At 65.3% G+C, this 24,043-nt stretch carries 24 protein-coding genes; 12 read left to right on the forward strand and 12 right to left on the reverse strand.

What is annotated here, in order from left to right; all coding sequences use genetic code 11:
- Positions 1-124 precede the first annotated feature (124 nt).
- Complete coding sequence (locus NKH06_RS03910; protein WP_352674168.1) at positions 125-1,267, forward strand: helix-turn-helix transcriptional regulator; 1,143 nt, start codon at positions 125-127, stop codon at positions 1,265-1,267.
- Between the two features lie 302 nt (positions 1,268-1,569).
- Positions 1,570-2,280, forward strand: a complete 711-nt coding sequence (locus NKH06_RS03915) for an outer membrane protein (protein ID WP_128305772.1) — start codon at positions 1,570-1,572, stop codon at positions 2,278-2,280.
- 156 nt (positions 2,281-2,436) lie between these two features.
- On the opposite strand, the gene NKH06_RS03920 is transcribed toward NKH06_RS03915, so the two are convergent.
- The 6 genes from NKH06_RS03920 to NKH06_RS03945 all read right to left on the reverse strand — a co-directional run bounded on the left by NKH06_RS03920 (position 2,437) and on the right by NKH06_RS03945 (position 10,107).
- A complete protein-coding gene (locus NKH06_RS03920; RefSeq protein WP_352892300.1) occupies positions 2,437-4,734 on the reverse strand; it encodes a xanthine dehydrogenase family protein molybdopterin-binding subunit in 2,298 nt (765 codons plus the stop codon).
- Positions 4,731-5,714, reverse strand: coding sequence for an FAD binding domain-containing protein (locus NKH06_RS03925; RefSeq protein WP_352554562.1), 984 nt, complete (start codon positions 5,712-5,714; stop codon positions 4,731-4,733). The genes NKH06_RS03920 and NKH06_RS03925 overlap by 4 nt, the downstream gene beginning before the upstream one ends.
- On the reverse strand, positions 5,711-6,190 hold the full coding sequence (locus NKH06_RS03930) for a (2Fe-2S)-binding protein (RefSeq protein WP_352554561.1): 480 nt from the start codon (positions 6,188-6,190) through the stop codon (positions 5,711-5,713). The genes NKH06_RS03925 and NKH06_RS03930 overlap by 4 nt, the downstream gene beginning before the upstream one ends.
- A 101-nt stretch (positions 6,191-6,291) precedes the next feature.
- The gene (locus NKH06_RS03935; RefSeq protein ID WP_352892301.1) at positions 6,292-8,565 is read right to left on the reverse strand and encodes a xanthine dehydrogenase family protein molybdopterin-binding subunit; all 2,274 of its coding nucleotides are present in this window, start codon (positions 8,563-8,565) and stop codon (positions 6,292-6,294) included.
- The gene (locus tag NKH06_RS03940) at positions 8,555-9,613 is read right to left on the reverse strand and encodes an FAD binding domain-containing protein (protein WP_352554559.1); all 1,059 of its coding nucleotides are present in this window, start codon (positions 9,611-9,613) and stop codon (positions 8,555-8,557) included. The genes NKH06_RS03935 and NKH06_RS03940 overlap by 11 nt, the downstream gene beginning before the upstream one ends.
- On the reverse strand, positions 9,610-10,107 hold the full coding sequence (locus NKH06_RS03945; protein WP_023814339.1) for a (2Fe-2S)-binding protein: 498 nt from the start codon (positions 10,105-10,107) through the stop codon (positions 9,610-9,612). Before NKH06_RS03945 ends, NKH06_RS03940 begins: the two co-directional genes overlap by 4 nt.
- A gap of 290 nt (positions 10,108-10,397) precedes the next feature.
- Here NKH06_RS03945 and NKH06_RS03950 point away from each other — a divergent pair, with 290 nt between their 5' ends.
- Together NKH06_RS03950 and NKH06_RS03955 are read left to right on the forward strand one after the other, a co-directional pair.
- Entirely contained in the window at positions 10,398-11,018 is a 621-nt protein-coding gene (locus NKH06_RS03950) for a TetR/AcrR family transcriptional regulator (RefSeq protein ID WP_352611149.1), read from the forward strand.
- A 56-nt stretch (positions 11,019-11,074) separates the two neighbouring features.
- A complete protein-coding gene (locus NKH06_RS03955) occupies positions 11,075-12,073 on the forward strand; it encodes a bestrophin family protein (RefSeq protein ID WP_352611150.1) in 999 nt (332 codons plus the stop codon).
- A 63-nt stretch (positions 12,074-12,136) separates the two neighbouring features.
- Here NKH06_RS03955 and NKH06_RS03960 read toward each other — a convergent pair whose 3' ends face one another.
- From NKH06_RS03960 to NKH06_RS03970, 3 genes are all read right to left on the reverse strand, one after another.
- A complete protein-coding gene (locus NKH06_RS03960; protein ID WP_352892302.1) occupies positions 12,137-13,141 on the reverse strand; it encodes a zinc-dependent alcohol dehydrogenase family protein in 1,005 nt (334 codons plus the stop codon).
- A gap of 49 nt (positions 13,142-13,190) precedes the next feature.
- Complete coding sequence (locus NKH06_RS03965; RefSeq protein ID WP_127297078.1) at positions 13,191-13,451, reverse strand: hypothetical protein; 261 nt, start codon at positions 13,449-13,451, stop codon at positions 13,191-13,193.
- Between the two features lie 86 nt (positions 13,452-13,537).
- A complete protein-coding gene (locus NKH06_RS03970; protein ID WP_352892303.1) occupies positions 13,538-14,287 on the reverse strand; it encodes a DUF899 domain-containing protein in 750 nt (249 codons plus the stop codon).
- A 293-nt stretch (positions 14,288-14,580) separates the two neighbouring features.
- Between NKH06_RS03970 and NKH06_RS03975 the strand changes: the two genes are divergently transcribed.
- The 3 genes from NKH06_RS03975 to NKH06_RS03985 all read left to right on the forward strand — a co-directional run bounded on the left by NKH06_RS03975 (position 14,581) and on the right by NKH06_RS03985 (position 17,444).
- Complete coding sequence (locus tag NKH06_RS03975) at positions 14,581-15,801, forward strand: helix-turn-helix domain-containing protein (RefSeq protein WP_352630351.1); 1,221 nt, start codon at positions 14,581-14,583, stop codon at positions 15,799-15,801.
- A 35-nt stretch (positions 15,802-15,836) separates the two neighbouring features.
- Entirely contained in the window at positions 15,837-16,469 is a 633-nt protein-coding gene (locus NKH06_RS03980) for a Vgb family protein (protein ID WP_352441793.1), read from the forward strand.
- Positions 16,470-16,613: 144 nt separating this feature from the next.
- Positions 16,614-17,444, forward strand: a complete 831-nt coding sequence (locus NKH06_RS03985; protein ID WP_352892304.1) for an aldo/keto reductase — start codon at positions 16,614-16,616, stop codon at positions 17,442-17,444.
- A 58-nt stretch (positions 17,445-17,502) separates the two neighbouring features.
- Here NKH06_RS03985 and NKH06_RS03990 read toward each other — a convergent pair whose 3' ends face one another.
- The gene (locus NKH06_RS03990) at positions 17,503-17,808 is read right to left on the reverse strand and encodes a hypothetical protein (protein WP_352892305.1); all 306 of its coding nucleotides are present in this window, start codon (positions 17,806-17,808) and stop codon (positions 17,503-17,505) included.
- A gap of 208 nt (positions 17,809-18,016) precedes the next feature.
- On the opposite strand from NKH06_RS03990, the gene NKH06_RS03995 reads away from it, so the two are divergent.
- The gene (locus tag NKH06_RS03995; RefSeq protein ID WP_127297074.1) at positions 18,017-19,519 is read left to right on the forward strand and encodes a helicase HerA domain-containing protein; all 1,503 of its coding nucleotides are present in this window, start codon (positions 18,017-18,019) and stop codon (positions 19,517-19,519) included.
- A 132-nt stretch (positions 19,520-19,651) separates the two neighbouring features.
- Here the strand turns inward: NKH06_RS03995 and NKH06_RS04000 are convergent, their stop codons facing one another.
- Positions 19,652-20,434: an SDR family oxidoreductase gene (locus NKH06_RS04000; protein ID WP_128305760.1), complete on the reverse strand. Its 783-nt coding sequence runs from the start codon at positions 20,432-20,434 to the stop codon at positions 19,652-19,654.
- Positions 20,435-20,608: 174 nt separating this feature from the next.
- Entirely contained in the window at positions 20,609-20,887 is a 279-nt protein-coding gene (locus tag NKH06_RS04005; RefSeq protein ID WP_127809820.1) for an usg protein, read from the reverse strand.
- A gap of 340 nt (positions 20,888-21,227) precedes the next feature.
- Here NKH06_RS04005 and groES point away from each other — a divergent pair, with 340 nt between their 5' ends.
- The 4 genes from groES to NKH06_RS04025 all read left to right on the forward strand — a co-directional run bounded on the left by groES (position 21,228) and on the right by NKH06_RS04025 (position 23,922).
- On the forward strand, positions 21,228-21,542 hold the full coding sequence (groES, locus tag NKH06_RS04010) for a co-chaperone GroES (RefSeq protein ID WP_352441792.1): 315 nt from the start codon (positions 21,228-21,230) through the stop codon (positions 21,540-21,542).
- Positions 21,543-21,599: 57 nt separating this feature from the next.
- A complete protein-coding gene (gene groL, locus NKH06_RS04015) occupies positions 21,600-23,231 on the forward strand; it encodes a chaperonin GroEL (protein WP_023814434.1) in 1,632 nt (543 codons plus the stop codon).
- Between the two features lie 77 nt (positions 23,232-23,308).
- Positions 23,309-23,527, forward strand: coding sequence for a hypothetical protein (locus tag NKH06_RS04020; protein ID WP_023814433.1), 219 nt, complete (start codon positions 23,309-23,311; stop codon positions 23,525-23,527).
- A gap of 98 nt (positions 23,528-23,625) precedes the next feature.
- Positions 23,626-23,922: a DUF982 domain-containing protein gene (locus NKH06_RS04025; RefSeq protein ID WP_031214038.1), complete on the forward strand. Its 297-nt coding sequence runs from the start codon at positions 23,626-23,628 to the stop codon at positions 23,920-23,922.
- The last annotated feature ends 121 nt before the right edge of the window (positions 23,923-24,043 follow it).

A 24,043-nucleotide genomic window follows, 5' to 3' on the forward strand; every position in this document is an offset into this window, starting at 1 on the left:
GCATGATCACGCATGGCGTCACCCGAAAGTATGACGCGGCAAATCCTCCGAGGTGAGATTGCCTCTTTTACAACGAACGGCGGCCCGCCATCCGGGGAGGTGGGCACGTCAGGAAACTGGGGGCGTGGTGGAGAGACTGAGCAGCGAAGTCCTTTCGTCGATCATCGGCGATATCTACGATTGCGTTTTGAATCCGGAAGGCTGGGCCGGGGTAATGATCCGGATCACGGAGGCTGTAGACGCAGCCTATACCACCGTCGCGCTTGCCAGCACTGCCGGCAATCATGGCCGCTTCGCGGCCCAATCGCCCTGGGATCCCGTGCAAATGCGCGTGCTCCAGGAGGACTATGACTTTGACGCAATTCCCGGACTGAAGGCCGCGGTTGTCGGCGACATCGACACACCCGTTGCGACGCTGTCGCATATGAGCGAAGCCGAACTCCAGCAGACGCCATTTTTCCAGAATTGGGCCAAACCGCAGGGATTGCGCGAAGCCTGCATCACCAAATTCGTCCATACGCCGGACCGGATCGGGCTCATGGGCTGCACTACGCGGGCCGACAGGGGAATCATATCAGCTGAAGAACAGCGCTTCCTGGCATTGCTCTCGCCGCACCTGCGCCGTGCGTCGCTGATTGGAGATCTGCTCGATCAGGCTCGCGTTACCGCCGACCTTTACCGCCAGGCGCTCGATCATCTCGCCGTGCCTGTCGTGCTTACCGGCGCCAACGGAGCAATCCTCCATGCGAATGGGGCTGCCGAACGGATGTTTTCGCTGCAAGGGCCCATTTTTTCCAGGAACGGTCTGCTCCAGGTGCAGAATTCGGCGGTGGCCCGCGCCCTGCTGGATGCAATCGCCAGTGCCGCGAGCGCGGATGCCTCGCTTGGCTCCCGCGGTATAGGCCTGCCCATTTCGGCCCCAGGTCAGCCCCCCGCCGTCGCCTATATATTGCCGTTGACCGAAGGAACCGCACGCGCTGCTTTCCGGCCCGCATGTGCCGCCGTCTTCATTTCGACCACGACGTCTTCTTCTCCACTCCCGGAAGCCGTTCTCGCCACTCTGTTCGACCTTACGCCCGCGGAGGCGCGGGTCCTGCTGCGCATCGGCAGCGGATTGTCCGCGTCGAAGAGCGCGCTGGCGCTCGGTGTCGGCGAAAACACTTTGAAGACCCACCTCAACCGCATCTTCGCCAAAACCGGCACGAGACGCCAAGCCGATCTCGTCAAACTCGTTTCGGACATAGGCACGCCGCTGGCAGCTCAGTGAAGGGCGCCGATCGCCGGGGACCCAACATCCTCGTCGACGCGCACCTCGATGAACGCGCGCCAGCCGTAGCGGGAATGGTTGCCGTCAGGCTCCGCGCTGGGCAGTGCCAGCTGGTGTCATTCGACTGAGGCTGAATGGCCACACCGGCCGAAAAAGCGTGGCATTGCATTTCAGGACAATTCGCGTGCGGCCCAGCCCAAGACACGTCCGACGGACAATGCGACATCGGGGCGGCGACAACACCGGATCTCCGCGAGGCATTCGCGGCGGGGACCACAACATTCTTGGGGCGGTAGACAACAATGAAAACTCTTCTTCTCGCAACGGCCTTGATTCTCGCGCCGCTCGGTATGGCGTGTGCGGCTGATATCAATGAGGTTTCGCCTGTTGCCTCCACCTACGACTGGTCCGGACTCTATGCCGGCGTCGACATCGGCTACGCGGCCGGGAAATCCAATCTGTTCATCGCCGGCGGCGGACTGGGCGGGGCCACCGATCTCAATGTCTCCACCGATCCGAACGGATTTATCGGCGGTGTTCATATCGGCGCCAATTACCAGATGGAGAACAGCTTCGTGATCGGCGCCGAGGCCGACATTGTGTACAGCAATATAGATGGGCTGACGGCCCTCGACGCCGGCGGCGGCGGTGTCACCACCTTGCTCAAGAGCGAACTCAAATGGTCGGGGTCGGCGCGGCTGCGGGCCGGCTATGCTTTCGATCGGACCTTGCCCTACATCACTGCCGGCGTCGCCGCGGCCAAGTATGAGCTTATTGCGGTCAGCGCCGGTGGCCCTGCCGCCGAAGTAACGCTCCACAGCGACAGCCATGTCGGCTGGACCGTTGGCGCCGGCATCGAGCACGCCTTCACCGACAAGTGGATCGCTCGAGCCGAATATCGCTACTCGGATTTCGGCAGCCAGGACCTCTCGGTGGCCGCCGGCCTGCCCACGGAAACCCATGTCGACCTCCAGACGCAGGATATCCGGGTCGGGCTCAGCTACAAGTTCTGATTGCTGGTGCTACAAATCTCCCTCGGGAGATGGCCGGCAGGCCAGGGGCGGCGGGGCTCGGCCTGCTGCCGCAGACGGGGTTGGCGCTCTACACGCGGCGACCCCCTCTGTTGCCTCTGGCGACATCTCCCTCGAGTGGGAGATCAGCCACCGCCCTCAGATTAGCTTCTCCAGTGTGATCGGCAGATCCCTGATCCTCTTTCCCGTCGCATGGAACACCGCGTTGGCAATCGCCGGCGCCACGCCGACAATGGCCAGTTCGCCGACGCCCTTGCCGCCGAGCGGCGAGGAATGCAGGTCGGGGATGCCGACCGAGATCACTTCAATGTCGGGGATGTCGGCGTTGGTCGGCACGAGGTAATCGGCGAGGTTGTTGTTGACGATGCGGCCGTGGCGGCGGTCGACGATGCCTTCTTCCAGCAGTGCCTGGCCGATGCCCATGATGATGCCACCCTTCCACTGGCTTTCGGCCAGCTTGGGATTGTAGAGCCGGCCCGAATCCAGTGCGGACACCACGCGTGACACGCGCACCGTGCCGAAGTCCTCGTCGACCCGCACCTCGATGAAATGCGCGCACCAGGAGTGGCGGGAATAGTCGCCCTCGGTGTGCGGCACCGACATGGCGATGGTGGTGTAGTTCTTGTAACGATCCTCTGGCGTCGAATTGGCCGGCATGGTGTCGCCGGTGGCTTCGATGTGGTCGCGGCCGACGCTTTTGAGCAGTTCGGCGATCGAGACATCGGGGCCGTCGCCGCGCGGCGAGGCGATGCGGCCGTTGGCGACGACCAAGGTGTTGGCCTGCAGCGCGTGGAAGGGCGAGCGCGGATCGCTGATGGCGAGGCCGATCAGCTGGTCGAGCGCCGAGGTCGCCGCCTTGTAGACCGCACCCGTCATGACGCCGGCAAGCCGCGAACCGCCGGTGACGCCGGCGCGGGGGAAACGGGAGTCGCCGAGCTTCACCACCACGTCGTCGGCTCGCACGCCGACCGTTTCGGCGGCGGTTTGCGCCAGGATTGTGTAGGTGCCCTGGCCCATGTCGATCGAGGAGCTCTCGACCTCGACCGAGCCGTCCGCCAGGATACGCACGATCGCCTCGCCATAGGCGCGCCGAACCGGATAGGTGCCGGCCGCTACTCCCCAGCCGATCAGCTGGTTGCCGTCGCGCATAGAGCGCGGTTCGGGCGAGCGCCTGGCCCAGCCGAAGCGCTCCGCGCCTGCGGCAAAAGCCTCGCGCAACTGTCTGGTCGACCAGGCTTTCTTGGCATGCGGGTCCTGTTCGGCATAATTTCTCAGCCGAATCTCCAGGGGGTCGATGCCGACCTCGTAGGCGAGTTCGTCGATGGCGCTTTCGATGCCGAAGGCCGAAGGGTTTTCGCCCGGCGCGCGCATGGCGCCCGGCACTACCGAATTCACCCGCACGACATTCTGCCTGGAGGAGAAATTCGGCGTCGCGTACATGATCGAGGTGACCGATCCGAGCGGCTCGACCCACATGCCGTCCATCGACGTCTCGTTGATGCCACGATGCACGATCGACTGGATTTTTCCTTGCGCGTCGGCGCCGATCGTCACTGTCTGGCGCGTCGCCGCGCGGCCGCCGTAACCGGTGAAGGTCTGGGGCCGCGTCATCACCAGGCGCACCGGCCGGCCAAGCATTCTGGCGGCACATGCGGCCACCGCGCCATGGCTGAGTGCCAGCGCCTTGGAGCCGAAGCCGCCGCCAATATAGGGCGAGACCAGCCGCACATTCTCGAACGGCACGCCGAACCATTCGGCATAGGTGCGCGCCATCCCGTCCAGCCACTGGCTCGGCTCCCATACTGTGAGCTTATCGCCTTCCCAGCGCGCGATCAGCCCATGCGGCTCTATCGGCGCCTGGTATTCGCGCGGCGTGTTGTAGGCGGCGCAGATGCGGACCGGTGCCGACGCGAACGCACCTTGCGCATCGCCCCATTCCTTGGTCATGGCGTCGATCGGGATGCCGTCGCCGGCCTTGGCATCGCTGAGGTCGACGATGGCAGGCGTCTCGTCATAGCTGACCTTGACCAGTGCTGCCGCCGCCACCGCCTGTTCGAAGGTCTCGGCGACGACAGCGGCGACATGCTGGCCCGAAAAAGTGATGTCGCGCGCAAGCGGGCAATAGGGCTTGTCGGGCGGCGGCGTGCCGAACCAGTCCGCCGCGGTCCTCAGGCTGGTGATGGTGTCCGGCGTCAGCACCCTCAGCACGCCGGGCGCCGCCTCGGCGGCAGTTGTGTCGATCGAGCGCACCTTGCCAGATGCAATCGTGCTTTCGACCAGCACGGCGTAGGCGAGCCCTTGGAGTTGCTGCTCGACGGCGTATTTCGCCGCACCGGTGATCTTGGCCGGGCCGTCGACGCGCGACAGCCGGCCGCCGACGGCTTCGGCAAAAGCGCCGTCGGACGCATCCCCATGCCTGATGTTGTGAACGGTCATGCCGTCTCTCCCAATTTGAGGATGGCGCGGGCGACGACGCGCGGCGCCAGTTCGACCTTGTAGCGGTTGGCGCCATGATCGACGGCGCCTTGGATAGCGAGCAGGCTGGCGGCGCGCACAGTGTTCGGCTCCAGCGCCTTGCCCTTCAGCGCGTCTTCCACGGTCCGCGCCCGCCATGGTTTCGTCGCGACACCGCCGAGTGCGACGCACAAATCGCGGATCGTTCGGCCGTCAGGTTCGAACTCGATACCGACCGCCGCGCTCGCGGCGGCAAACTCATAGGATTGCCGGTCGCGGATTTTCAGGTAGGTCGACCGCCGGGCAGCGGCCGAGCCGGGGATTTCAATGGCGGTGATCATCTCGCCCGGTTCAATCGCATGTTCCCTATCCGGCGTGGTGCCGGGCAGCAGGAAAAAGTCGTCGACCGGGATCTGGCGCTCGCCCAGATGCACGATCGCATCGAAGGCGACCAGCGCCACGGCCAGGTCACCCGGATACATGGCGATGCAGGCCTCGCTGGTGCCGAGTACGGCATGGCCACGGGTAACGCCGCCGATCGCCGAACAGCCAGAGCCGGGCTCACGCTTGTTGCAGGCAGGGAAATTCGCGGGATCGCGGAAATAGGGGCAGCGCGTGCGCTGCATCAGATTGCCGCCGATGGTCGCCATGTTGCGGATCTGCGCGGAAGCCGCCTGCCACAGGGCTTTGGAGACGGCGGGGAAGCGGCTCTTGATGTCGGCATGGTCGGCGACATGGCTCATTCTGGCCAGCGCGCCGATGGTAGCGCCGCGTTCGTTCACCTCGATGCTGTCCAACCCCTTGAGATGAGCGATGTCGACCAGCGTCTCGGGCTCGGCGACGCCGCATTTGGCGAGATCGATCAGCGTGGTGCCGCCGGCCAAGAGCATGGCGCCGGGCAGGGCGGCCGCCTGGCGTGCGGCATCGAGTGAATTGGCGCGCAGATAGGAGAAATCCCTCATGATGCGGCCTCCAGGGCGGCCTGGCGGATGGCGGCGACGATGTGCGGATAGGCGCCGCAGCGGCAGAGATTGCCGGCCATGTATTCGCGGATCTCGTCGGTGGAGCCGGCATGGCCTTCGCGGATGCAAGCGACCGCCGACATGATCTGGCCCGGTGTGCAATAGCCGCACTGGAAGGCATCGTGCTCAAGGAAGGCAGCCTGCACGGGATGCATTTCGCCCTCCCGTGCAAGCCCCTCTATGGTGGTGACGGTGCGGCCTTCGGCTTGGGCGGCCAGCGTCAGGCAGGCCAGCACGCGCTCGCCATCGATATGCACGGTGCAGGCGCCACACTGGCCGTGGTCGCAGCCCTTCTTGGTGCCGGTCAGGCCGAGCCGGTCGCGCAAGGCGTCGAGCAGCGTCACACGCGGCTCGAGTTGCAGATCGTGATGACGGCGGTTGATATCGAGATGAACTGGGATCGTTGTTTTGGTCATGGGCGTCTGGCTCCAGTGCTTGACGCGAAGTCGGTTGATCTCATGTGGGCCAGCGAGGACCTGGCGCCGGTTGTCCGGCCCTTCGCTACCGCTCCCGTCCGCTAGGCGGACCACTCCTCACCCAGCAGATCCTCGATGCGGATCGGAAAGCGCCGCGGCCGCACGCCGGTCGCATGCCAGACCGCATTGGCGACGGCGCCGGCCGTGCCGGTGATGCCGATTTCGCCAACGCCCTTGATGCCGAGCGCGTTGACATGAGGGTCGTCCTCGTGGACCAGCAGCGCCTCGACCGACGGAACGTCGGCATTCACCGGGACATGATATTCGGCGAGGTTGGCATTCTGGATCCGGCCAGAGCGCCGGTCGGTGATGGCTTCCTCATGCAGCGCGAACGAGACGCCCCAGATCATGCCGCCATAATACTGGCTGCGCACCAGCCTGGGATTGATGATCCGCCCGGCGGCGAACGCGCCGACCAGCCTTGTGACGCGGATCTGGCCGAAATCCGGATCGACCTTCACCTCGGCAAACACGGCGCCGTGCGCGTGCTTGGCATAGGTCTCCTGGGATGCCGGGTCGGGAGCGCCTTTGCCATGGCCCTCGATCTCGGTGAGGCCCGCGCGCTTGAGGATCTCGGCATAGCTTTCACCGCGGCTTTCATCGTCGCGCCGATAGAGGTGGCCGCCGCGCGCCAGCACGCCTTCATTGCCGGCGCCGAACAGCGGCGAGGCCTCGTTGCCGGTGGCGAGATCGGCAAGCCTGGCGATGACGGCGGCACCCGCATTGTGGATCGCCATGCCGGCCGTCGCCGTGTGGCCGGAGCCGCCGGCAATGCCTGCATTGGGCAGGTCGGAACTGCCGGCCCTGAAATCGACCTGGTCGATATCCAGTCCCAGTCCGTCGGCCGCGATCTGGGCGAAGGCGGTCCAGGCGCCTTGCCCCATGTCCTGCGCGCCGGTCTCCATCAGGCCGCTGCCATCGGCCCTCAGCACCGCACGCGCTTCGGCCTGGAACATGAGCGCTGGAAAGGTCGCCGTGCCCATGCCCCAGCCGGTGAGGAAACCGTCGGCGTCGCGCATCAGCCGAGGCTGAAGCGGGCGGCTCGCCCAGCCGAACGTCTCGGCCGCTTGCCTGTAGCACTCGCGCAGCGCCTTGGAGGAAAACGGCTTGCCGGTCATCGGCTCGACCTCGGCATAGTTCCGCAGCCGGAACTCCAGCGGGTCCATGCCGCAAGCGTGTGCCGCCTCATCGATGGCGCTTTCGAGTGCGATCGAGCCGGTGGCTTCGCCGGGCGCCCGCATGAACAGCGGCGTACCGGTGTCCAACCGCACCGCATCGTGCGAGGTGGCGATGGCCGGGCTGGCATAGAGCGTGTGCGAGGCATCCGCCGCCGGTTCGAAGAAATCGTCGAACGTGCTCGACGCAGTCTTGGCGTGATGGTCGAGTGCCGTCAGCCGCCCTTCGCCATCCATGCCCATGCGCAGCGTCTGGCGCGTCGGCGCACGGTGGCCGACCGGGCCGTACATCTGCTCACGCCGCAGCGCCAGCTTGACCGGACGGCCGACGAGGCGCGCCGCCAGAATGCCGAGCACCTGCGGCCCGGAGATCATGCCTTTCGAGCCAAAGCCGCCACCCAGGAACGGGCTCCGGATGTGGACGTTTTCCGGCGCGATGCCGAACAGGCCGGCGATGCGGCCCTGCGCCATGGCAAGGCCCTGACTCGGTGTGTCGATCGACAATGTGTCGCCATCCCAGGCGACGACGATCGCATGCGGCTCCATGGCGTTGTGGTACTGGGCCGGCGTCTCGTAGGTGGCTTCGATCCGCGTCTTTGCGGATTTGAGGCCGGCCTCGACATCGCCCTTGTGCTGCACCGCCGGACCGCCGACGCCGACACCGCGCGGCACGAAGCTTTCAGCGCCGTCGAGGCCAACGCGCGCCGGCAGCACTTCATAACGCGGCGACAGCAGCGCCGCCCCCTCGGTCGCCGCCTCCAGCGTCTCGGCGATCACCACGGCGATGCTCTGGTTGGGGTAGCGGACCTGATCGTTTTGCAGCAGGTCGAGCCGGAACATGAAGGGATGGTCCTTGGCATCCGGATCGGCGGCGAGCGCCGGCCGGTTCTTGGGCGTCATCACCTCGACCACGCCCTGGTGCGCCTTGGCCGCCTCGATATCCAGCGCGGCAACGCGGCCGCGCGCGATGCTAGAGACAGCGAGCACGGCGTAAAGCATGCCGGGCGGATGGTTGTCGGCGGCATAGCGCGCGGCTCCGGTGACTTTCAGAAAGCCGTCGCGACGGGTCAGCGGCTGGCCGATGCTGGAGCCCTGCCGGGCATGGGCGGGTTGCTGGTTGAGGCTGAGTTCAAGCGTCATGGCGCGCTCCGGGAATGTTCGAGAACGGGGAGGCAGGAAGGGCAGGCAGCCGCTCGGGCGTTCCCGCCTGGGCAGACATCAGCGCCCTGACCACGATGCGTCGGGCAAGCTCGATCTTGAACGCATTGTCGCCGGATGGGCTGGCATCGGCCAGGGCGGCCTCCGCCGCGCTGGCGAAGTTCACCTCGTTGGCGTCCGCGCCAAGCAGGACGGCTTCCGCCGTTCGTGCCCGCCACGGCTTGGCCGCGACGCCGCCCAGCGCCAGCCTTGCGGCGCGGATCTTGCCGTCATCGACGACGAGCGCTGCCGCGGCCGATACGACGGCAAAAGCATAAGAGGTGCGTTCGCGGACTTTCAGGTAGCGGGCATTGGCGGAGAAGGAGGCCGCCTCCGCCGGCAGGCGCACCGCCACGATCAGGTCGCCGGGTTCCAGTGCATTCTCCCGCTGCGGCGTTTCGCCGGGAAGCCGGTGGAATTCCTCCAGCGTCACATGGCGCCGGCCCTTCTTGCCCTCGATCTCGACCACCGCATCGAGCGCCACCAGCGGCACGCAGAAGTCCGACGGGTGGGTGGCGATGCAGGCATCGCTCCAGCCGAGCACGGCGTGCAGGCGGTTCTCGCCTTCCAGCGCGTCGCAGCCGGCGCCAGGCTCGCGCCTGTTGCAGGCGCTGGCGGTGTCGTAGAAATAGCTGCAGCGCGTGCGCTGCAACAGATTGCCGCCGACGGTCGCGGCGTTGCGAAGCTGAGCCGAAGCGCCCGACAGCAGCGCCTCGGCCACCGCCGGATAGGATTTGGCGAACGCCGGATCGTAGGCAAGGTCGGCATTACGAACCAGCGCACCGATGCGCAGGCCACCATCGTCCAGCCGTTCGATGCGGTTGAGCTCCGGCAACCGGGAAATGTCGACGATACGCTCGGGACTGGTGATGCCGCCTTTCATCAGGTCGAGCAGATTGGTGCCGCCGGCGAGATAGGCCGAACCCGGCTCGGCTGCCGCGGCGATGGCGTCGGGGATGGTGGCGGGCCTGATGTAGTCGAAGTCTCTCATGCCGCGGTCCTCCGGTCGGCTTTGACAAGCTGTTGCTGGGCTTCCAGGACGGCCTCGACGATGCCGCCATAGGCCGCGCAGCGGCATATGTTGCCGCTCAGCCCCTCGCGGATGCGTTCGGGATCGTCGCCGGCCTGTCCCTCGGCGATCAGGCCGAGCGTGCTCATGATCTGGCCGGGCGTGCAGAACCCGCACTGGAAGCCGTCATGGGCGATGAAGGCGGCCTGCACAGGATGCAGTTCCTCGCCGTGGGCGACGCCTTCGATGGTCAAGACTTGGGCGCCGTCATGGCTGACCGCCAGCGCCAGGCACGAGTTGATGCGCTTGCCGTCGACCAGCACCGTGCAGGCGCCGCACTGGCCGCGATCGCAGCCCTTCTTGGTGCCCGTGAGATCGAGCCGCTCGCGTAGCAGGTCGAGCAGGGTTACGCGTGGATCGACCTCCAGTTCGTGTTTGTGTCCGTTGATGGTGAGGGTGATGGGAAGGCTGGTCATGGGCGTCTGGCTCCAGTTGCTTGACGCGGATGGGATTGAACTGGTGCCTTGCCGCAGAAGGGCAAGGTAACCGTTCGGTCAGGTCTTGACGGCGAAAGCGGAGATGGCAGCGGGTCTCCCGCGAGGCAGGCGGGCAGGGGAGATGTCGGCTTGCGTGTTCGAAAGACGTGACATACCGGTTCCCCTGATTATATGATAAAGGTGCTCCACTAAAACGGAGGCGCCTCCGTTTATTACGTGGTGGCTGACCCGGCCGGGTTCAAGCCCCCTGACACGATGTGGAGAAAAAATTGGCCAGCGAGCCGTCCGCCATTGCTGAACAGAAGGCCGAGGCCGTAGACGCAAAGCCGTTGCGCGCCGATGCGCGGCGCAACCGCGACCGGCTGGTCGAGGTGGCGGTGTCAGTCTTTGCCGAGCGCGGCATCGATGGCTCGCTGGAGGAGATCGCGCGCCGCGCCGGCGTCGGCATCGGCACGCTCTACCGGCATTTCCCGACGCGCGAGCATCTGGTCGAGGTGGTCTATCGCCGCGAGGTGGAGGCGCTGTGCGCGGCCGCCGGCGAGCTTGCCCAAAAACATCCGTCCGATGTCGCGCTGGAACAGTGGATGCAGCGCTTCGTCGACTACATCGCCACCAAGCGCGGCCTGGCGACCAGCCTGCGCATTGTGCTCACCACCAATTCGACGCTGTTTTCCGACACGTTCGGCCGGGTGTCGCAAGCCTTGCGACGACTGGTCGAGGCGGCGGTGGCCGACGGCACCATCCGCGGCGACGTCGACGCTTCCGACGTGCTGCACGCGCTGTCGGGCATCTACTCGGCACCCGACACCCCGGAATGGCGCGACCGTTCGCGCCGGCTGGTCAAGCTGCTGATGGACGGGTTGCGGTTCGGGGCTGCAAAGGCGCAATGAGGCGACGAGATTCCGGCGGTGCAAAACCACACCTGTCGATAAGTTGAGGGGACCCGATGTATGTAGGCCGTTCCTACAAAATAGTGGATTTCGCGCTCTGGTCGCGGCGCAGCGTCATCTACATGGTGGTGGTGAGCGGACTGGCCGTGGCGGCCTACCGTTTTCCGGGCATCGCCGGGTTCTCGGTGCCATGGTCGGTGGTGCTGGTGCTTGGCACCACCGTATCACTCGTTGCCGGGTTCAAGAATTCGCAGGTGTTCACCCGCAGCAGCGACGCGCTGCAGGCTTTTACGCAAATTACGGCCAGCAGCCGGTTGTGGTCCAATTTCTGCAGGGATTTCCTCGACGCGCCGACGGCCAGACAGCTCATCTATCGCCACATCGCCTGGATGACGGCATTGCGTTTTTCCCTGCGCCGGCCGATGCCATGGGAATCCATGGCGCGGGCCGCCAATATCGAATACCGGCGGCGCTACCGTATCCATGAGGATGCGAGCTCGGTCGCCAACGAGCTGGCTCCACTGCTCGCCGAACAGGCCGAGGACGTCCTGAAATCGCCCCAGCCGGCGATAGCCCTGCTCGAACTGCAATCTGTCCAGGTCAATGCGCTGTTCAAGGACACAAAGCTCCCTCCTCAGATCTATGGCGAACTGACCAAGCTGATCCGCGACTTCCATGACCAGCAGGCGCGCTGCGATCGCATCAAGAACAATCCCTATCCCAGGCAATACGCCATCGTCAGTTCGATGTTCGTGATGATCTTCTGCACGCTGCTGCCATTCGGGGTCGTTCCCGTCTTTGCCGATATGGGCAAACTGGGTGGCGCGCTCGGGTCGATCGCAATCTGGCTGACGATCCCGTTCAGCACGCTGCTGGGCTGGGCTTACATGTCCCTCGACCAGGTCGGCGAAAGCAGCGCCAACCCATTCGAGGGCAACGCCAACGACGTTCCGATCTCGCAGATATGCCGCGACATCGAGATCGAGTTGCGCAGCGGGCTCGGTGAGGCCGACCTTCCCAAGCCCCTGCTGCCGGTCAACGACATCGCGACCTAGGCAGAATCACGACGAAGGCACGGACCCGACGGTCCCCTTCATCGTGCTGCTGGTGGAGAGTGCTCAAACTTCAAGGCAGACCTTGCCGAAATGCTTTTGGGATTCGTAGTGCGCGAAGGCGGTGGCGATGTCCTGCAGCGGAAAATGGCGGTCTATGACGGGCTTCAGCCTGATAGCCTCTATCGCCCGGATCATATCCTCCTGGTCGGCCCGGCTGCCGATGGAAATGCCGCTGATGCGGATCTGGTTGGAAAACAGGGCGGGGATAGACACTTCCGCCGCAAAGCCGGTCAGGACTCCGACCAGCGCGATGTGACCGCCCGTTCTGCAGGCCGCAATGGACTGCGCCAGCGTGGCGGGTCCGCCGACCTCGATCACGTGATCGACGCCGCGTCCGTCGGTCAAATCCCTGGCCTTGCGGCCCCAGTCCGGGACGGACTTGTAGTTGATGATGGCGTCGGCTCCGAGGCGCTTGAGCCGCTCCAGCTTCTGCTCGTCGGATGAGGTGGCGATGACCCGGGCGCCGGCGGCTTTGGCGAATTGCAGCGCGAACAGCGATACGCTGCCCGAACCGAGGACCAGCACCGCGTCGCCCGGCCTCACCTTGCCGCACACAACCAGGCCGCGCCAGGCAGTAACGCCGGTGCAGGTGAGCGACGCCGCCTCGACATGCGTATAGCCTGTCGGTGCCCTAGTGAAAGCGTGCGCCGGCATGCAGACATACTCGCTGGCGAAGCCGTCGAAACTGTCTCCCGGAATATCGCGCCGGGTCGAGGGCATCATGTCGCCGCCCAGCCACCAGGGATAGAAGACGCTGACGACGCTGTCTCCGGGCTTGAGTGCATCGACACCGTCGCCGAGGGCAATCACTTCGCCGGCGCCGTCGGAGAGTGGAACGCGGCCGTCGGCGAGAGGCATCTTGCCTTGCACGGCAAAGTCGTCGCGCATGTTCAACGCGCAGGCCCGGATCCTGACCAGCACCTCGCCCGGCCCTGGCTGGGGCGGATCTTCCTCGACCAGGCCGAGATTGCCCAAGCCGCCCGGCGCTCTCAGCCTAACCAGTCTCATTGTCTTCTCCGATGTGTGGGGTGTTTGGAATTGGAACGGCGCGCTGCGCCTAGCGGACCTGCCTGCCGGAAATCACCCGCAGCCAGGGCGCCAGATGGAAGGCGCTCATCAGGAGATACATCGCGGCCATACCCGTGAGGGGCGAGGCGTCGGTGCCCATGCACTGCATGGCCGCATCGCCGCTGAAGATGCAGGTGAGCAGCGCCATCACGGCGAAGGTCGGTGCCGCGGCAAGGCAAAGCCAGTCGGCCAGCCCGAGGGTGGTGGCTTCCGGGATCGTGCTGCCGGCACCTGTGTGAATATCGCTCATGGTCTTGATCCTTGATGATTATGCCAGCCACGACAGATTCCTCTCCTCACGGAGCGGGGAGAGGAACCCAGGCTGGACAACCGTTACTACTCGCCCTTGTCGCGGAACGCCGCCTCGCCGGCAGCAGACACTTCTTCCCATTTCTTGTCGGCACCGGCGTTGTAATTGTCGTGCCAGTTCCACCAGGAGTAGAGCGGGGTCTGCGGATAGCCTTCGGGCGAATCCTCCCAAATTTCCTGGCGGCCGAGCGGCGTCGCGTCGAGATAGCTCCAGACGGTGCCCATCGCCTCGTCGCCGCGGCTGTTGATCAAGTAGGTGCGGAAGATGCGGTCGCCGTCATGGATGAAGACGTTGTGGCCGTGCCATTCGTCGACGCCGAAGTCCTTATCGAAACTGTCGGTGATTGTGTACCACGGCATCTCCCAGCCCATCCGCTGCTTCAGCCGCGCAATGTCGGCCTGCGGGGCACGTGAAGCGTAGGCAAGCGTGGTGTCGCGGGCATTGAGATGGGCGAGGTGGCCGACCTGGTCGGCGCCAAGGGAACAGCCGCGGCACGCGTGATCGGGCCAGCCATGCACGCCGGGCTCGAAGAAGGCGCGATAGACGATCAACTGGCGGCGGCCTTCGAACAGATCGAGCAGGCTCGCTTTGCCGTTCGGCCCCTCGAACACATAGGCCTTGTCCACTTCCATCCAGGGCATGCGCCGGCGCTCGGCGGCCAATGCGTCCTTGGCGCGCAGCGTTGCCTTTTCCTTCACCAGCATCTGTTCGCGGGCGGCTTCCCAGTCCTGCTGCGAAACGATCGGCGGGGTCTTCATTGCGATGTGCTTGGTCATTGGTCGTCTCCTTTGCCAGTCTGTTGTCGCGCTGTTGCGACGTGTGGTTGCTTGCCGTGAGCTAGAATAGGGCGGTCAATCGCGGGGGTGGGAGTTACAAGTGTGACGGGATTTGAAAGAGCCGGCCCGCCGCAGCAGGGGTGGCGCATCCGCTCGGTGCCCCCGACAGTGTCGTTCATCGCGTGGTTCTCCCTTGTTGTGCCGCTGCCGATACGGCTTGCTGGTTGGCGGCCATGACTTAAGTTAGGGCGCTGAGCACTGGGGGTGGGAGTTACAAGTGTGACGGGATTTGAATGGACTCGCTGATCACCGCGGCTGGACTGGCGTTGGCGGCAGGTGATCCGCTTGGCGCGCTGGACCGCGTTGCCTTGCGTGAGGATGCGCCGGCGCTGGCGCTGCGCGGCATTGCGATGGCGCAGCTCGGCGATCTTGACCGCGCCAAGGCGCTGCTGCGGCGTGCCGCGCGTGGCTTCGGCCCCAAAGAGGCGGTGGCGCGCGCCAGATGCGTCGTCGCCGAGGCCGAGATCGCGCTGGTTTCGCGTGACCTCGGCTGGCCGGCCAAGGCTTTGGATGCGGCGTGGACGACGCTGGAAAAGCATGGCGACCGGCTGAACGCAGCGCATGCCGGCCACCTCAAGGTGCGCCGCCTGCTATTGATCGGCCGTCTCGACGAGGCCGAAGACGTGCTGGCCGGGCTCGATCCGATGCCGCTTCCACCGGCCTCGCGCGCCGCCCACGAGCTTGCCGTCGCCGGCATCGCGATGCGGCGCCTCAAGACGAAGCCGGCGCGCAGGGCGTTGGAGTGGGCACGCCACGCCGCCCGCCAGGCCGGCATTGCGGGGCTCATCGCTGAAGTCGATCGCGCATTCCTGGCGCTGGACACGCCGGCGGCGCGGCTGATCGCGGCTGGCAATCAGCGCCCGTTGCTGCTTGAGGACGTCGAGGCGTTGCAGGCGTCGCCGGCGCTGCTGGTCGATAGCTTTCGCTACGTCGTGCGCCAACAGGAGAAAACGGTCTCGCTGGCAACGCGCCCGGTGCTGTTTGCGCTGGCCCGTACGCTCGCCGAAGCGTGGCCAGGCGATGTGTCGAGGGCGAGGCTGATCGCTGAAGCCTTCGGCGGCAGGCACGCCGATGAATCGCACCGGGCGCGGCTGCGGGTCGAGATCGGCCGGCTGCGCGCCGAATTGCGCGGGCTGGCCGACATCGGCGCGACCAGGCAGGGCTTCGCGCTGGCGCCGCGCCACGCACGCGAGGTGCTGGTGCTGGCCCGGCCGATCGAGGAGCGGCACGCGGCAGTGCTGGCCTTCCTTGCCGATGGTGAATCCTGGGCGAGTTCGGCGCTGGCACTGGCGCTCGGTACCGGCCAGCGCAGCGTGCAGCGGGCGCTGGAGCAGCTCGGCGAGGCCGGCAAGGTGCAGTTTTTCGGTCACGGCCGGGCGCGCCGCTGGATGACGCCGCCGGTGGCGGGATTCACGACCACCTTGTTACTCCCGGCCCCGCTGCCGAGTGGTTAGTAAGGCACATCAGATCATCTCGTGAGGATAAAGACATGAAACATTCAGAAGCCGAAATCCTGCGCGAATACGGACCCTTTGCCGATGTGGAGAGGGTGCATGGGGTGAGCTTTGACGGTAACAACGTCTGGTTTGCCTCGGGCGAGAGGCTGAACGCCTTCGATCCGGAAAGCGGGCAGGCGCTGCGCTCGATCGATGTCGCGGCACATGCCGGGACCGCTTATGACGGCCAGCATTTCTTCCAGCTTGCCAACGACCTAATACAGAAGATCGACCCCGATACCGGCCAGGTGCTGGCCACCATCCCGGCGCCCGGCGGTGGCGCCGACTCCGGGCTGACCTGGGCCGAAGGGACGCTGTGGGTGGGGCAATACCGCGAGCGCAAGATCCATCAGATCGACCCGGAGACGGGGGCGATCCTGCGCACCATCGAATCCAACCGTTTCGTCACCGGGGTGACATGGGTCGAGGGCGAGCTATGGCACGCCACCTGGGAAGGCGAGCAGAGCGACCTGCGCCGCGTCGACCCGCGATCAGGCAAGGTTCTCGAGAAGCTCGACATGCCGGCGGGCATGGGCGTGTCGGGGCTGGAATCCGATGGCGGCGACCGCCTCTATTGCGGCAGCACTTCGGCCGGTGTGGTGCGGGCGGTGCGCCGGCCGCGGTAAGGATGCGGCCGACACCGAAGTCACACTTGCAGGCGCACTTCACACGGCAATTTGTCCGCTGTCGGCTGGTCGTCGCACCCTGTCGGACCTAGATAGGCTGTGCACCGGGCAGAACGCCCGGACCCGCTTTGCAAAGGATCCCCCATGCCCGAACAGATTGCATTGAACGACGGCTCCGCCATTCCCCACCTCGGCCTTGGCGTGTGGCAGGTCGACCAGGACATCACCGCCGAGGTGGTGGGTTGGGGCATCGAGGCCGGCTATCGCCTGATCGACACCGCCGAAGGCTATCAGAACGAGGAAGGGGTCGGAGAGGCGATCCGCAGCGCCGGCGTGCCGCGGGCTGAGCTGTTCATCACCTCGAAACTGCGCAACGGTGCACACCAGCGCGATGCGGCGCTACGCGCCTTCGACGAGACGATGGAGAAGCTCGGCGTCGAACAGATCGACCTGTTCCTGATCCACTGGCCGGTGCCCAGCCAGGACAAATACGTCGAGGCCTGGAAGACGCTGGTCGAACTCCGGCAGGCCGGCCGCATCAAGTCGATCGGCGTTTCGAACTTCAACCAGGACCATCTGGAGCGGATCATCGCGGAAACCGGCGTGACGCCCGTCGTCAACCAGATCGAGCTGCATCCCCAGTTCCAGCAGCGCGGTGTCAGGGACTTTCACACGAAGCACGACATCCGTATCGAAAGCTGGAGCCCGTTGGGCAGCGGCCGGCTGCTCGGCGATCCGACCATTGCAGGCATCGCCAAAAAACATGGCAAGTCCGTCGCCCAGGCGATCATCCGCTGGCATCTCCAGGAGGGGCTGATCGTCATTCCAAAGTCGATCCGCAGGGATCGCATCGCCGCCAATTTCGATGTCTTCGATTTCGAACTGGATGCGCAGGACCTGCAGACGATCCGCGGCATGGATTCGCCCGAAGGCCGCAACGGGCCCAACCCCGCCACGGCCGCGTTCCTGTTCTGAGAGGAGCAGGTTAGAGACGCCAACCGTGGAGTTGCCAATCTCCGGCCTCTCCGCGCTCTTAAATCCCGGACCCATCCAGCTGCTGGGCGTCTTCGCCTTCCCAGGGCGCCGGCATGGACGCGCGGCTGAGACTGGCCGTCGGCAACGGCATCCAGCATTTCAGTTCCGGTTCGGCGTATTCGATGACGCGCCCCGGCGAGGAGTCCGATGCGCGCCAGCCTTCCGAGGCGAACTGGTCGGCACGCGACCAATAGGCAAGGTCTACTTCCGCCGGCCCCTGTTCGGACGGGCGCACAGTGACCAGGATGCGGCTGCCATCCTTCGGCGCCGTAGACATGTGGCGCCACCGTTCGGGCTCGTCCATCGCATCTCTCCTCGTGCTCCTAGCGTTGGGTGGAGTGTCGCCTCGTGGTCCGAAGGGGTCAACCCAAAGTTTCAGCCAGGCATCGGCTGATGACCCCTCCAGGCGGTGCCTGCACAGTTGTGCGCAACACGCCGCAGGCGGTCATGCACGCTCGACGGGCTGTGATCGGGTTGATAAGCCCGTCTGCGAAAGGAGCGCCTGAGTCGAGATGACCGTTGCGATCGAGATGGGACAGACGACCGCAGGCGCCCCGGCGAAGCTGGATCTTGAGGAACTGCTCGCGACGCGCCTTTTGGTGCAGGGCAATTCAGGCTCCGGCAAGTCGCATCTGCTGCGGCGCCTGCTGGAGCAGAGCGCGCCCTGGGTGCAGCAGACCATCATCGATCCCGAGGGCGACTTCGTTTCGCTGGGCGACCGTTACGGCCATCTGGTGATCGATGCCGAGCAGCATACCGAGCGCGGCCTGCAGGCGGCCGGCGAGCGGGCGCGCATGCATCGCGTCTCCACCGTGCTCAATCTCGAAGGGCTCGACGCCGAGAACCAGATGCGGCGTGCCGCCGCCTTCCTCGGCGGGCTGTTCGAGGTCGCCCGTGACCACTGGTACCCGATGCTGGTGGTGGTGGATGAGGCGCAGCTGTTCGCGCCAGCGGTGGCCGGAGAGGTGTCGGACGAAGCGCGAAAGCTCTCGCTCGGCGCCATGACCAATTTGATGTGTCGTGGCCGCAAGCGCGGGCTGGCCGGCATCATTGCCACCCAGCGGCTGGCCAAGCTCGCCAAGAACGTCGCAGCCGAGGCGTCCAATTTTCTCATGGGCCGCACCTTCCTCGATATCGACATGGCGCGTGCCGCCGATCTTTTGGGCATGGAGAGACGCCAGGCGGAAGCGTTCCGTGATCTGGAACGCGGGCAGTTCATGGCGCTCGGTCCGGCGCTGTCGCGCCGTCCGCTGGGGCTGCGCATCGGCCCGACCGACACCAGCCCGCGCAACGGCACGCCGCGGCTCATGGCAATGCCGGAATCCGCGCTAGAAGATGCACGCGCGATCATCCTGGCGGCGCCGCCCCCCGAGACGGTGCGCACGCCGCGCCGCCCGGCGTCGCCGGACCTGCTCGACCAGCTGATGGCGGCCAAATCGGCGGCACTGGAAATGCGCCCCGAGCCGGCGGAGCCACAAATCAGCGCCGAGGATCTGGCCGAGCGTCGTGAGCGCGTCGACCGTGTGCTGCGCGCCATCCTGGCGCAGCCCGATGCGGGTTTTCGCGTGATCGGGGTGCTCTATCAGGAATTCGTGGTCCGCTGCCGCATAGAAGGCCTCGCGTCGGTTGTGCCGGACCTGCCGGAGTTCCGCCGCATGCTGACGCGCGCCCGTGCCGGCCTTGGTTCCGAGACGACGCAGGATGACGCGTGGCGGGACGTTTCTGTCCGCGCGTCGCTGCTGCCCGACGACATGCAGGGCGTGTTCATGATGATCGCCCGTGCGGCGAAAGAGGGCTGGCCGTGCCCGAGCGACGCCGCGATCGCCCGCGCCTACGGCTCGCACTCGCTGCGCCGCGCCCGGCGCCTCTTGACCTATATCGAGGAGCAGGGGCTCATCGTCTGCCAACTCGACGGGACAGGCCGGCGCACCGTGACGCTGGTCGAATTGGCCTGGGCCACCGCACCGGGAGATCCGAATGCCGAGGAGGTGGAGCAGGGGAGCCTGGCGCTGTGAGGCGGCGCGGGTGCTTTGAGCGAATGGGGCGATAGGCGTTTTCAGTCACCGTCATCGACCAACTTCTGAGGGCAACGGTGAAAGCGCCGACGCCGAAATGCGTCATGCAGGGCGCATGCGTTTCGATGGCGCTCACCGGTTCGCCCCGATCACCCACTGTTCCTGGTCGACGAGCGTGCCGGTCATCGGCCCGGCAGCATCCGAGAGCAGGAAGACGGCGAGGTTGGCGATATCGCTCGTCGAGAACAGGCGGCCGAAGGGTTGCGAGGCGTTCGCGGCATCGAGCCAGCCCGGCCCGTTGCCCAGCGTGTCGGCCTGCATGGCACGTTCGGCCGGCGTGTCGGTCCAGCCGACATTGATGCCGTTGACGCGGATGCGATCGAAGCGATGGGCGTTGGCGGCGTTCTTGGTCAGCGTGGCCAGCGCGCCCTTGCTGGCGGAATAGACGGCGAGCTCCGGCGAGCCGCAATGGGCGTTGATCGACAGGATGTTGACGATGGCGCCGCCCTGACCGCGCTTCTTCATGTCGGCGATGGCCGCCTGCATGAGGAAGAACGGCGCCCGCGCGTTAACGGCGAACAGCGAGGCCCAGCCGTCGAGATCGGCATCGAGGAACGAGGCCCGGTCGGTCAGCCCTGCGGCGTTGACCAGCGCATCGATGCGGCCGAAGCGCTCGATGCACGCTTGCGCCAAAAGGGCAGGGGCGGCCGGGTCGGCGAGGTCGGTGGCGACGAAGAGCGTTGGTGTGCCAAGCTGCGAAAGCTCCGCCGCCACCGCATCGCCGCGGGCCTTATCACGCCCGGTGACGAGCAGGCCGCCGGCGCCGGAACGCGCCAAGGTCTCGGCGATGGCGCGGCCAATGCCTTGCGTCGAGCCGGTGACCAGCGCCACCTTGCCATTGAGTTGAAGCTCCATTCCTCTTCCCCGCATCGCATCTGGTTTCAGGCTAGCGCGGCACGATCGTTTTACAACATGGAAATTGGAAATTTTGGAGGGGAGGCTGTTGGCTGTCGCTGCGTGAGGCCGGCGAGAGCCTGCCCTAACGCCGCCGCTCCAGGCGAAGCAGGAGCGGAGGCCGTCGCAAAGACCCTAGTGGACCGTGATGATGCCCTCGACGGCCCGCCATTCCGAAGGCTGGATGAGCCGGTGATGAGCAACGCGGACCGAGTGCAGCGGACCGTCGAGTTCGCGCTCCCAATATTGGAGAAAGCCCTTGAGTTCGGGGAAGGCCGGAGCGAGATCATAGTCCTGCCAGACATAGAGCTGAAGCAGGCTCGGATGATCGGGCAGGTGATAGTGGATTTCGGCCGTCGTCAGGCCATAACCTTCCATTTGCAGGCGGAATTCGCTGCTGACCGTATCGGCCATATCTTTCTCCTTCTCTCTCCGTTCAGGCATCCAGCCTGCGACATTTGTATTGAACCCGCCCGATGCCGGGCCGGGACGATCGGTCTGTCGGTCCGTCTTCGAACAACGCCACGAGAAGCTCGGGGGTTCCGAAAATAGCCGCGCCATAACAGTGCGTTGGCGCCCTTTCTGGTCGAATGTAAAAATTTTTTCGCCGGTCTCTTGAAATCGGAAAACGGCAAAACTAGCTCGATATGCGCCGCGATGCCTGACGAAGGGTCCCGGCGTTCCGCACCGGTCCGATATTGCCGGTTCGGTGCGGAGGAACCTCAAAAACCTGTTTGTCCACGAGGAGAACGACATGGCGTTCCGTCCATTGCATGACCGTATTCTGGTCCGCCGCCTTGAAGCCGAGGAGAAGACCTCCGGCGGCATCATCATCCCCGATACCGCAAAAGAAAAACCGCAGGAAGGCGAAGTGCTCGCCGTCGGTCCCGGCGCGCGCGACGACAGCGGCAAGCTTGTCGAACTCGATGTCAAGGTCGGCGACCGCATCCTGTTCGGCAAATGGTCCGGCACCGAAATCAAACTCGACGGCGAGGACCTGCTCATCATGAAGGAAAGCGACGTGATGGGTGTCATCGATAAGATCGCCGAAGTGAAGAAGGCCGCCTGACGGCTTCTTTCGTATCCAACCAGTCAACGAATGCTGCCTAGATAGAGGAGTGATCCAATGGCTGCCAAAGAAGTGAAATTCCATACCGAAGCGCGCGAGAAGATGCTGCGCGGCGTCGACATCCTTGCCAATGCGGTGAAGGTGACGCTCGGTCCCAAGGGGCGCAATGTCGTCATCGACAAGTCGTTCGGCGCGCCGCGCATCACCAAGGATGGCGTTACCGTCGCCAAGGAGATCGAACTGGAGGACAAGTTCGAGAATATGGGCGCCCAGATGGTGCGCGAGGTGGCCTCCAAGACAAACGACCTTGCCGGCGACGGCACGACGACCGCAACCGTGCTTGCACAGGCGATCGTCAGGGAAGGGGCCAAGGCGGTTGCCTCGGGCATGAACCCGATGGATCTGAAGCGCGGCATCGACAAGGCGGTCGACGCGGTGGTCGCCGAGCTGAAGACCAATGCCCGCAAGGTCACCCGAAACGACGAGATCGCGCAGGTCGGCACAATCTCCGCCAATGGCGATGCCGAGATCGGCCGTTTCCTCGCCGAGGCGATGGAGAAGGTCGGCAATGAAGGCGTCATTACGGTGGAAGAGGCCAAGACCGCCGAGACCGAACTGGAAGTCGTGGAAGGTATGCAGTTCGACCGCGGCTATCTCTCGCCCTATTTCGTCACCAACCAGGACAAGATGCGCGTCGAACTCGACGAGCCTTTTGTGCTGATCCACGAGAAGAAGCTCTCCAATCTGCAAGCGATGCTGCCCGTGCTCGAAGCCGTGGTGCAGTCGGGCAAGCCGCTCCTAATTATCGCCGAGGATGTGGAAGGCGAGGCGCTTGCCACGCTGGTCGTCAACAAGCTGCGGGGCGGCCTCAAGGTCGCGGCTGTCAAGGCGCCAGGCTTCGGCGACCGCCGCAAGGCCATGCTGGAAGACATCGCCATTCTCACCGGCGGCACCGCGATCTCGGAAGATCTCGGCATCAAGCTGGATAATGTGACGCTGCAGATGCTGGGCCGCGCCAAGAAGGTGGTGATCGAGAAGGAAAACACCACCATCGTCGACGGTGTCGGCCGCAAGGAAGAGATCCAGGGCCGTGTCGCACAGATCAAGGCGCAGATCGAGGAGACCACCTCCGACTACGACCGCGAGAAGCTGCAGGAGCGGCTGGCCAAGCTCGCTGGCGGCGTTGCGGTGATCCGGGTCGGCGGCTCGACCGAGGTCGAGGTCAAGGAGCGTAAGGACCGCGTCGACGATGCGCTGCATGCGACCCGCGCGGCCGTCGAGGAGGGCGTGCTGCCCGGCGGCGGCGTCGCGTTGCTGCGGGCAGCAAAGGCGCTCGATGCCGTGCAGACCGACAATGCGGACCAGAAGACTGGCGTCGACATCGTGCGCCGTGCCATCGAAACGCCGGTCCGGCAGATCGCCGAGAATGCCGGCGCCGAAGGCTCGATCATCGTCGGTAAACTGCGCGAGAAAACCGAATTCGGCTGGGGCTGGAACGCCCAGACCAACGAATTCGGCGATCTCTACGGCCAGGGCGTCATCGACCCGGCCAAGGTGGTGCGCACCGCTCTCCAGGACGCGGCATCGGTCGCAGGCCTGCTGGTGACCACGGAGGCGATGGTGGCCGAGAAGCCGAAGAAGGAAGCCGCCGCCCCGGCAATGCCCGCCGGCGCCGGCATGGACTTTTGAGGTCGCGGCCAATCCGCCCGCTTCCCTGGCGGGGAGCGGGCGTCAGTCGAGAGAGAGTGGAGGTAAAGATGGACGCAATGGCTGGCATCGAATCCGTACCGGCTCCTACGCACCAAGCGAAGGAATTCCTGGCCTATGAAACAGAATGCAGGAACGTGCTGAAGCCGCTGCTGGCAGGGCTGCTCGACATGGCTGAAGCCGCCGGCTGGAATCGGCGAACCGCGGCGTCGGCACTGATGTTCCTCGCAGCACAGCAAGTGTCGGCAACATCCGAGGTATCCGCCGGCAGCGGCTGAACGGAAATCGGCCAGTCCATTCACCTATCCGCGGCGGGCCGTGCTGCCCGGTGTTCGGTCCGCTGCAGGCCCTGAACAATCGAGAGGAGGCACAAGCCATGAATCGCGGGCAATTTGAGGAACCGGTCACACTTCTGGTCGGAATGGGCTTTCCGAGGAAGATCGACAGCGTGATGGAAGCCTATGCACTGCTGCAGGACTGGCCGAGCGCCGGCCGCAACGGCGCCCATGCCGTCGCGCTCAACGCTTGCAAGGCGGGCATCGTCGGCGAGATCGATCCGGAGACGGTGCGGGCCACGCTGATCAGCTTCGCGCGCCGCCACGACATACTGGTGCCTGATATGGTTACGCCGCTCGCGACGGCGGCCGGTGGTGCTGTGCACGAGGTGAACTGACGGATGCGGCGCTTCAACAGCGCTTGCAGACCATGTTCTTGATAAGCCAGGCGAACACGGAGACGCCGGAATTCCTTCCCGGGCGGGCGGCATCGTCGTCGGTCAATTGAGCGAACGTGTC

The organism is Mesorhizobium sp. M1342 (genome assembly GCF_040317955.1).
In the GTDB taxonomy this organism is placed as follows: Bacteria; Pseudomonadota; Alphaproteobacteria; order Rhizobiales; family Rhizobiaceae; genus Mesorhizobium.

Excerpts from the sequence above, each read along its gene's own strand:
- NKH06_RS03935 (WP_352892301.1), bottom strand. The coding sequence starts at position 8,565 with ATGACGCTTGAACTCAGCCTCAACCAGCAACCCGCCCATGCCCGGCAG.
- NKH06_RS03930 (WP_352554561.1), bottom strand. The coding sequence starts at position 6,190 with ATGACCAAAACAACGATCCCAGTTCATCTCGATATCAACCGCCGTCAT.
- groL (WP_023814434.1), top strand. The coding sequence starts at position 21,600 with ATGGCTGCCAAAGAAGTGAAATTCCATACCGAAGCGCGCGAGAAGATG.
- NKH06_RS03920 (WP_352892300.1), bottom strand. The coding sequence starts at position 4,734 with ATGACCGTTCACAACATCAGGCATGGGGATGCGTCCGACGGCGCTTTT.
- NKH06_RS03945 (WP_023814339.1), bottom strand. The coding sequence starts at position 10,107 with ATGACCAGCCTTCCCATCACCCTCACCATCAACGGACACAAACACGAA.
- NKH06_RS03990 (WP_352892305.1), bottom strand. The coding sequence starts at position 17,808 with ATGGACGAGCCCGAACGGTGGCGCCACATGTCTACGGCGCCGAAGGAT.
- groES (WP_352441792.1), top strand. The coding sequence starts at position 21,228 with ATGGCGTTCCGTCCATTGCATGACCGTATTCTGGTCCGCCGCCTTGAA.
- NKH06_RS04000 (WP_128305760.1), bottom strand. The coding sequence starts at position 20,434 with ATGGAGCTTCAACTCAATGGCAAGGTGGCGCTGGTCACCGGCTCGACG.
- NKH06_RS03985 (WP_352892304.1), top strand. The coding sequence starts at position 16,614 with ATGCCCGAACAGATTGCATTGAACGACGGCTCCGCCATTCCCCACCTC.
- NKH06_RS03955 (WP_352611150.1), top strand. The coding sequence starts at position 11,075 with ATGTATGTAGGCCGTTCCTACAAAATAGTGGATTTCGCGCTCTGGTCG.
- NKH06_RS04020 (WP_023814433.1), top strand. The coding sequence starts at position 23,309 with ATGGCTGGCATCGAATCCGTACCGGCTCCTACGCACCAAGCGAAGGAA.
- NKH06_RS03970 (WP_352892303.1), bottom strand. The coding sequence starts at position 14,287 with ATGACCAAGCACATCGCAATGAAGACCCCGCCGATCGTTTCGCAGCAG.
- NKH06_RS04025 (WP_031214038.1), top strand. The coding sequence starts at position 23,626 with ATGAATCGCGGGCAATTTGAGGAACCGGTCACACTTCTGGTCGGAATG.
- NKH06_RS03975 (WP_352630351.1), top strand. The coding sequence starts at position 14,581 with ATGGACTCGCTGATCACCGCGGCTGGACTGGCGTTGGCGGCAGGTGAT.
- NKH06_RS03915 (WP_128305772.1), top strand. The coding sequence starts at position 1,570 with ATGAAAACTCTTCTTCTCGCAACGGCCTTGATTCTCGCGCCGCTCGGT.
- NKH06_RS03965 (WP_127297078.1), bottom strand. The coding sequence starts at position 13,451 with ATGAGCGATATTCACACAGGTGCCGGCAGCACGATCCCGGAAGCCACC.
- NKH06_RS03940 (WP_352554559.1), bottom strand. The coding sequence starts at position 9,613 with ATGAGAGACTTCGACTACATCAGGCCCGCCACCATCCCCGACGCCATC.
- NKH06_RS04005 (WP_127809820.1), bottom strand. The coding sequence starts at position 20,887 with ATGGCCGATACGGTCAGCAGCGAATTCCGCCTGCAAATGGAAGGTTAT.
- NKH06_RS03995 (WP_127297074.1), top strand. The coding sequence starts at position 18,017 with ATGACCGTTGCGATCGAGATGGGACAGACGACCGCAGGCGCCCCGGCG.
- NKH06_RS03980 (WP_352441793.1), top strand. The coding sequence starts at position 15,837 with ATGAAACATTCAGAAGCCGAAATCCTGCGCGAATACGGACCCTTTGCC.
- NKH06_RS03960 (WP_352892302.1), bottom strand. The coding sequence starts at position 13,141 with ATGAGACTGGTTAGGCTGAGAGCGCCGGGCGGCTTGGGCAATCTCGGC.
- NKH06_RS03925 (WP_352554562.1), bottom strand. The coding sequence starts at position 5,714 with ATGAGGGATTTCTCCTATCTGCGCGCCAATTCACTCGATGCCGCACGC.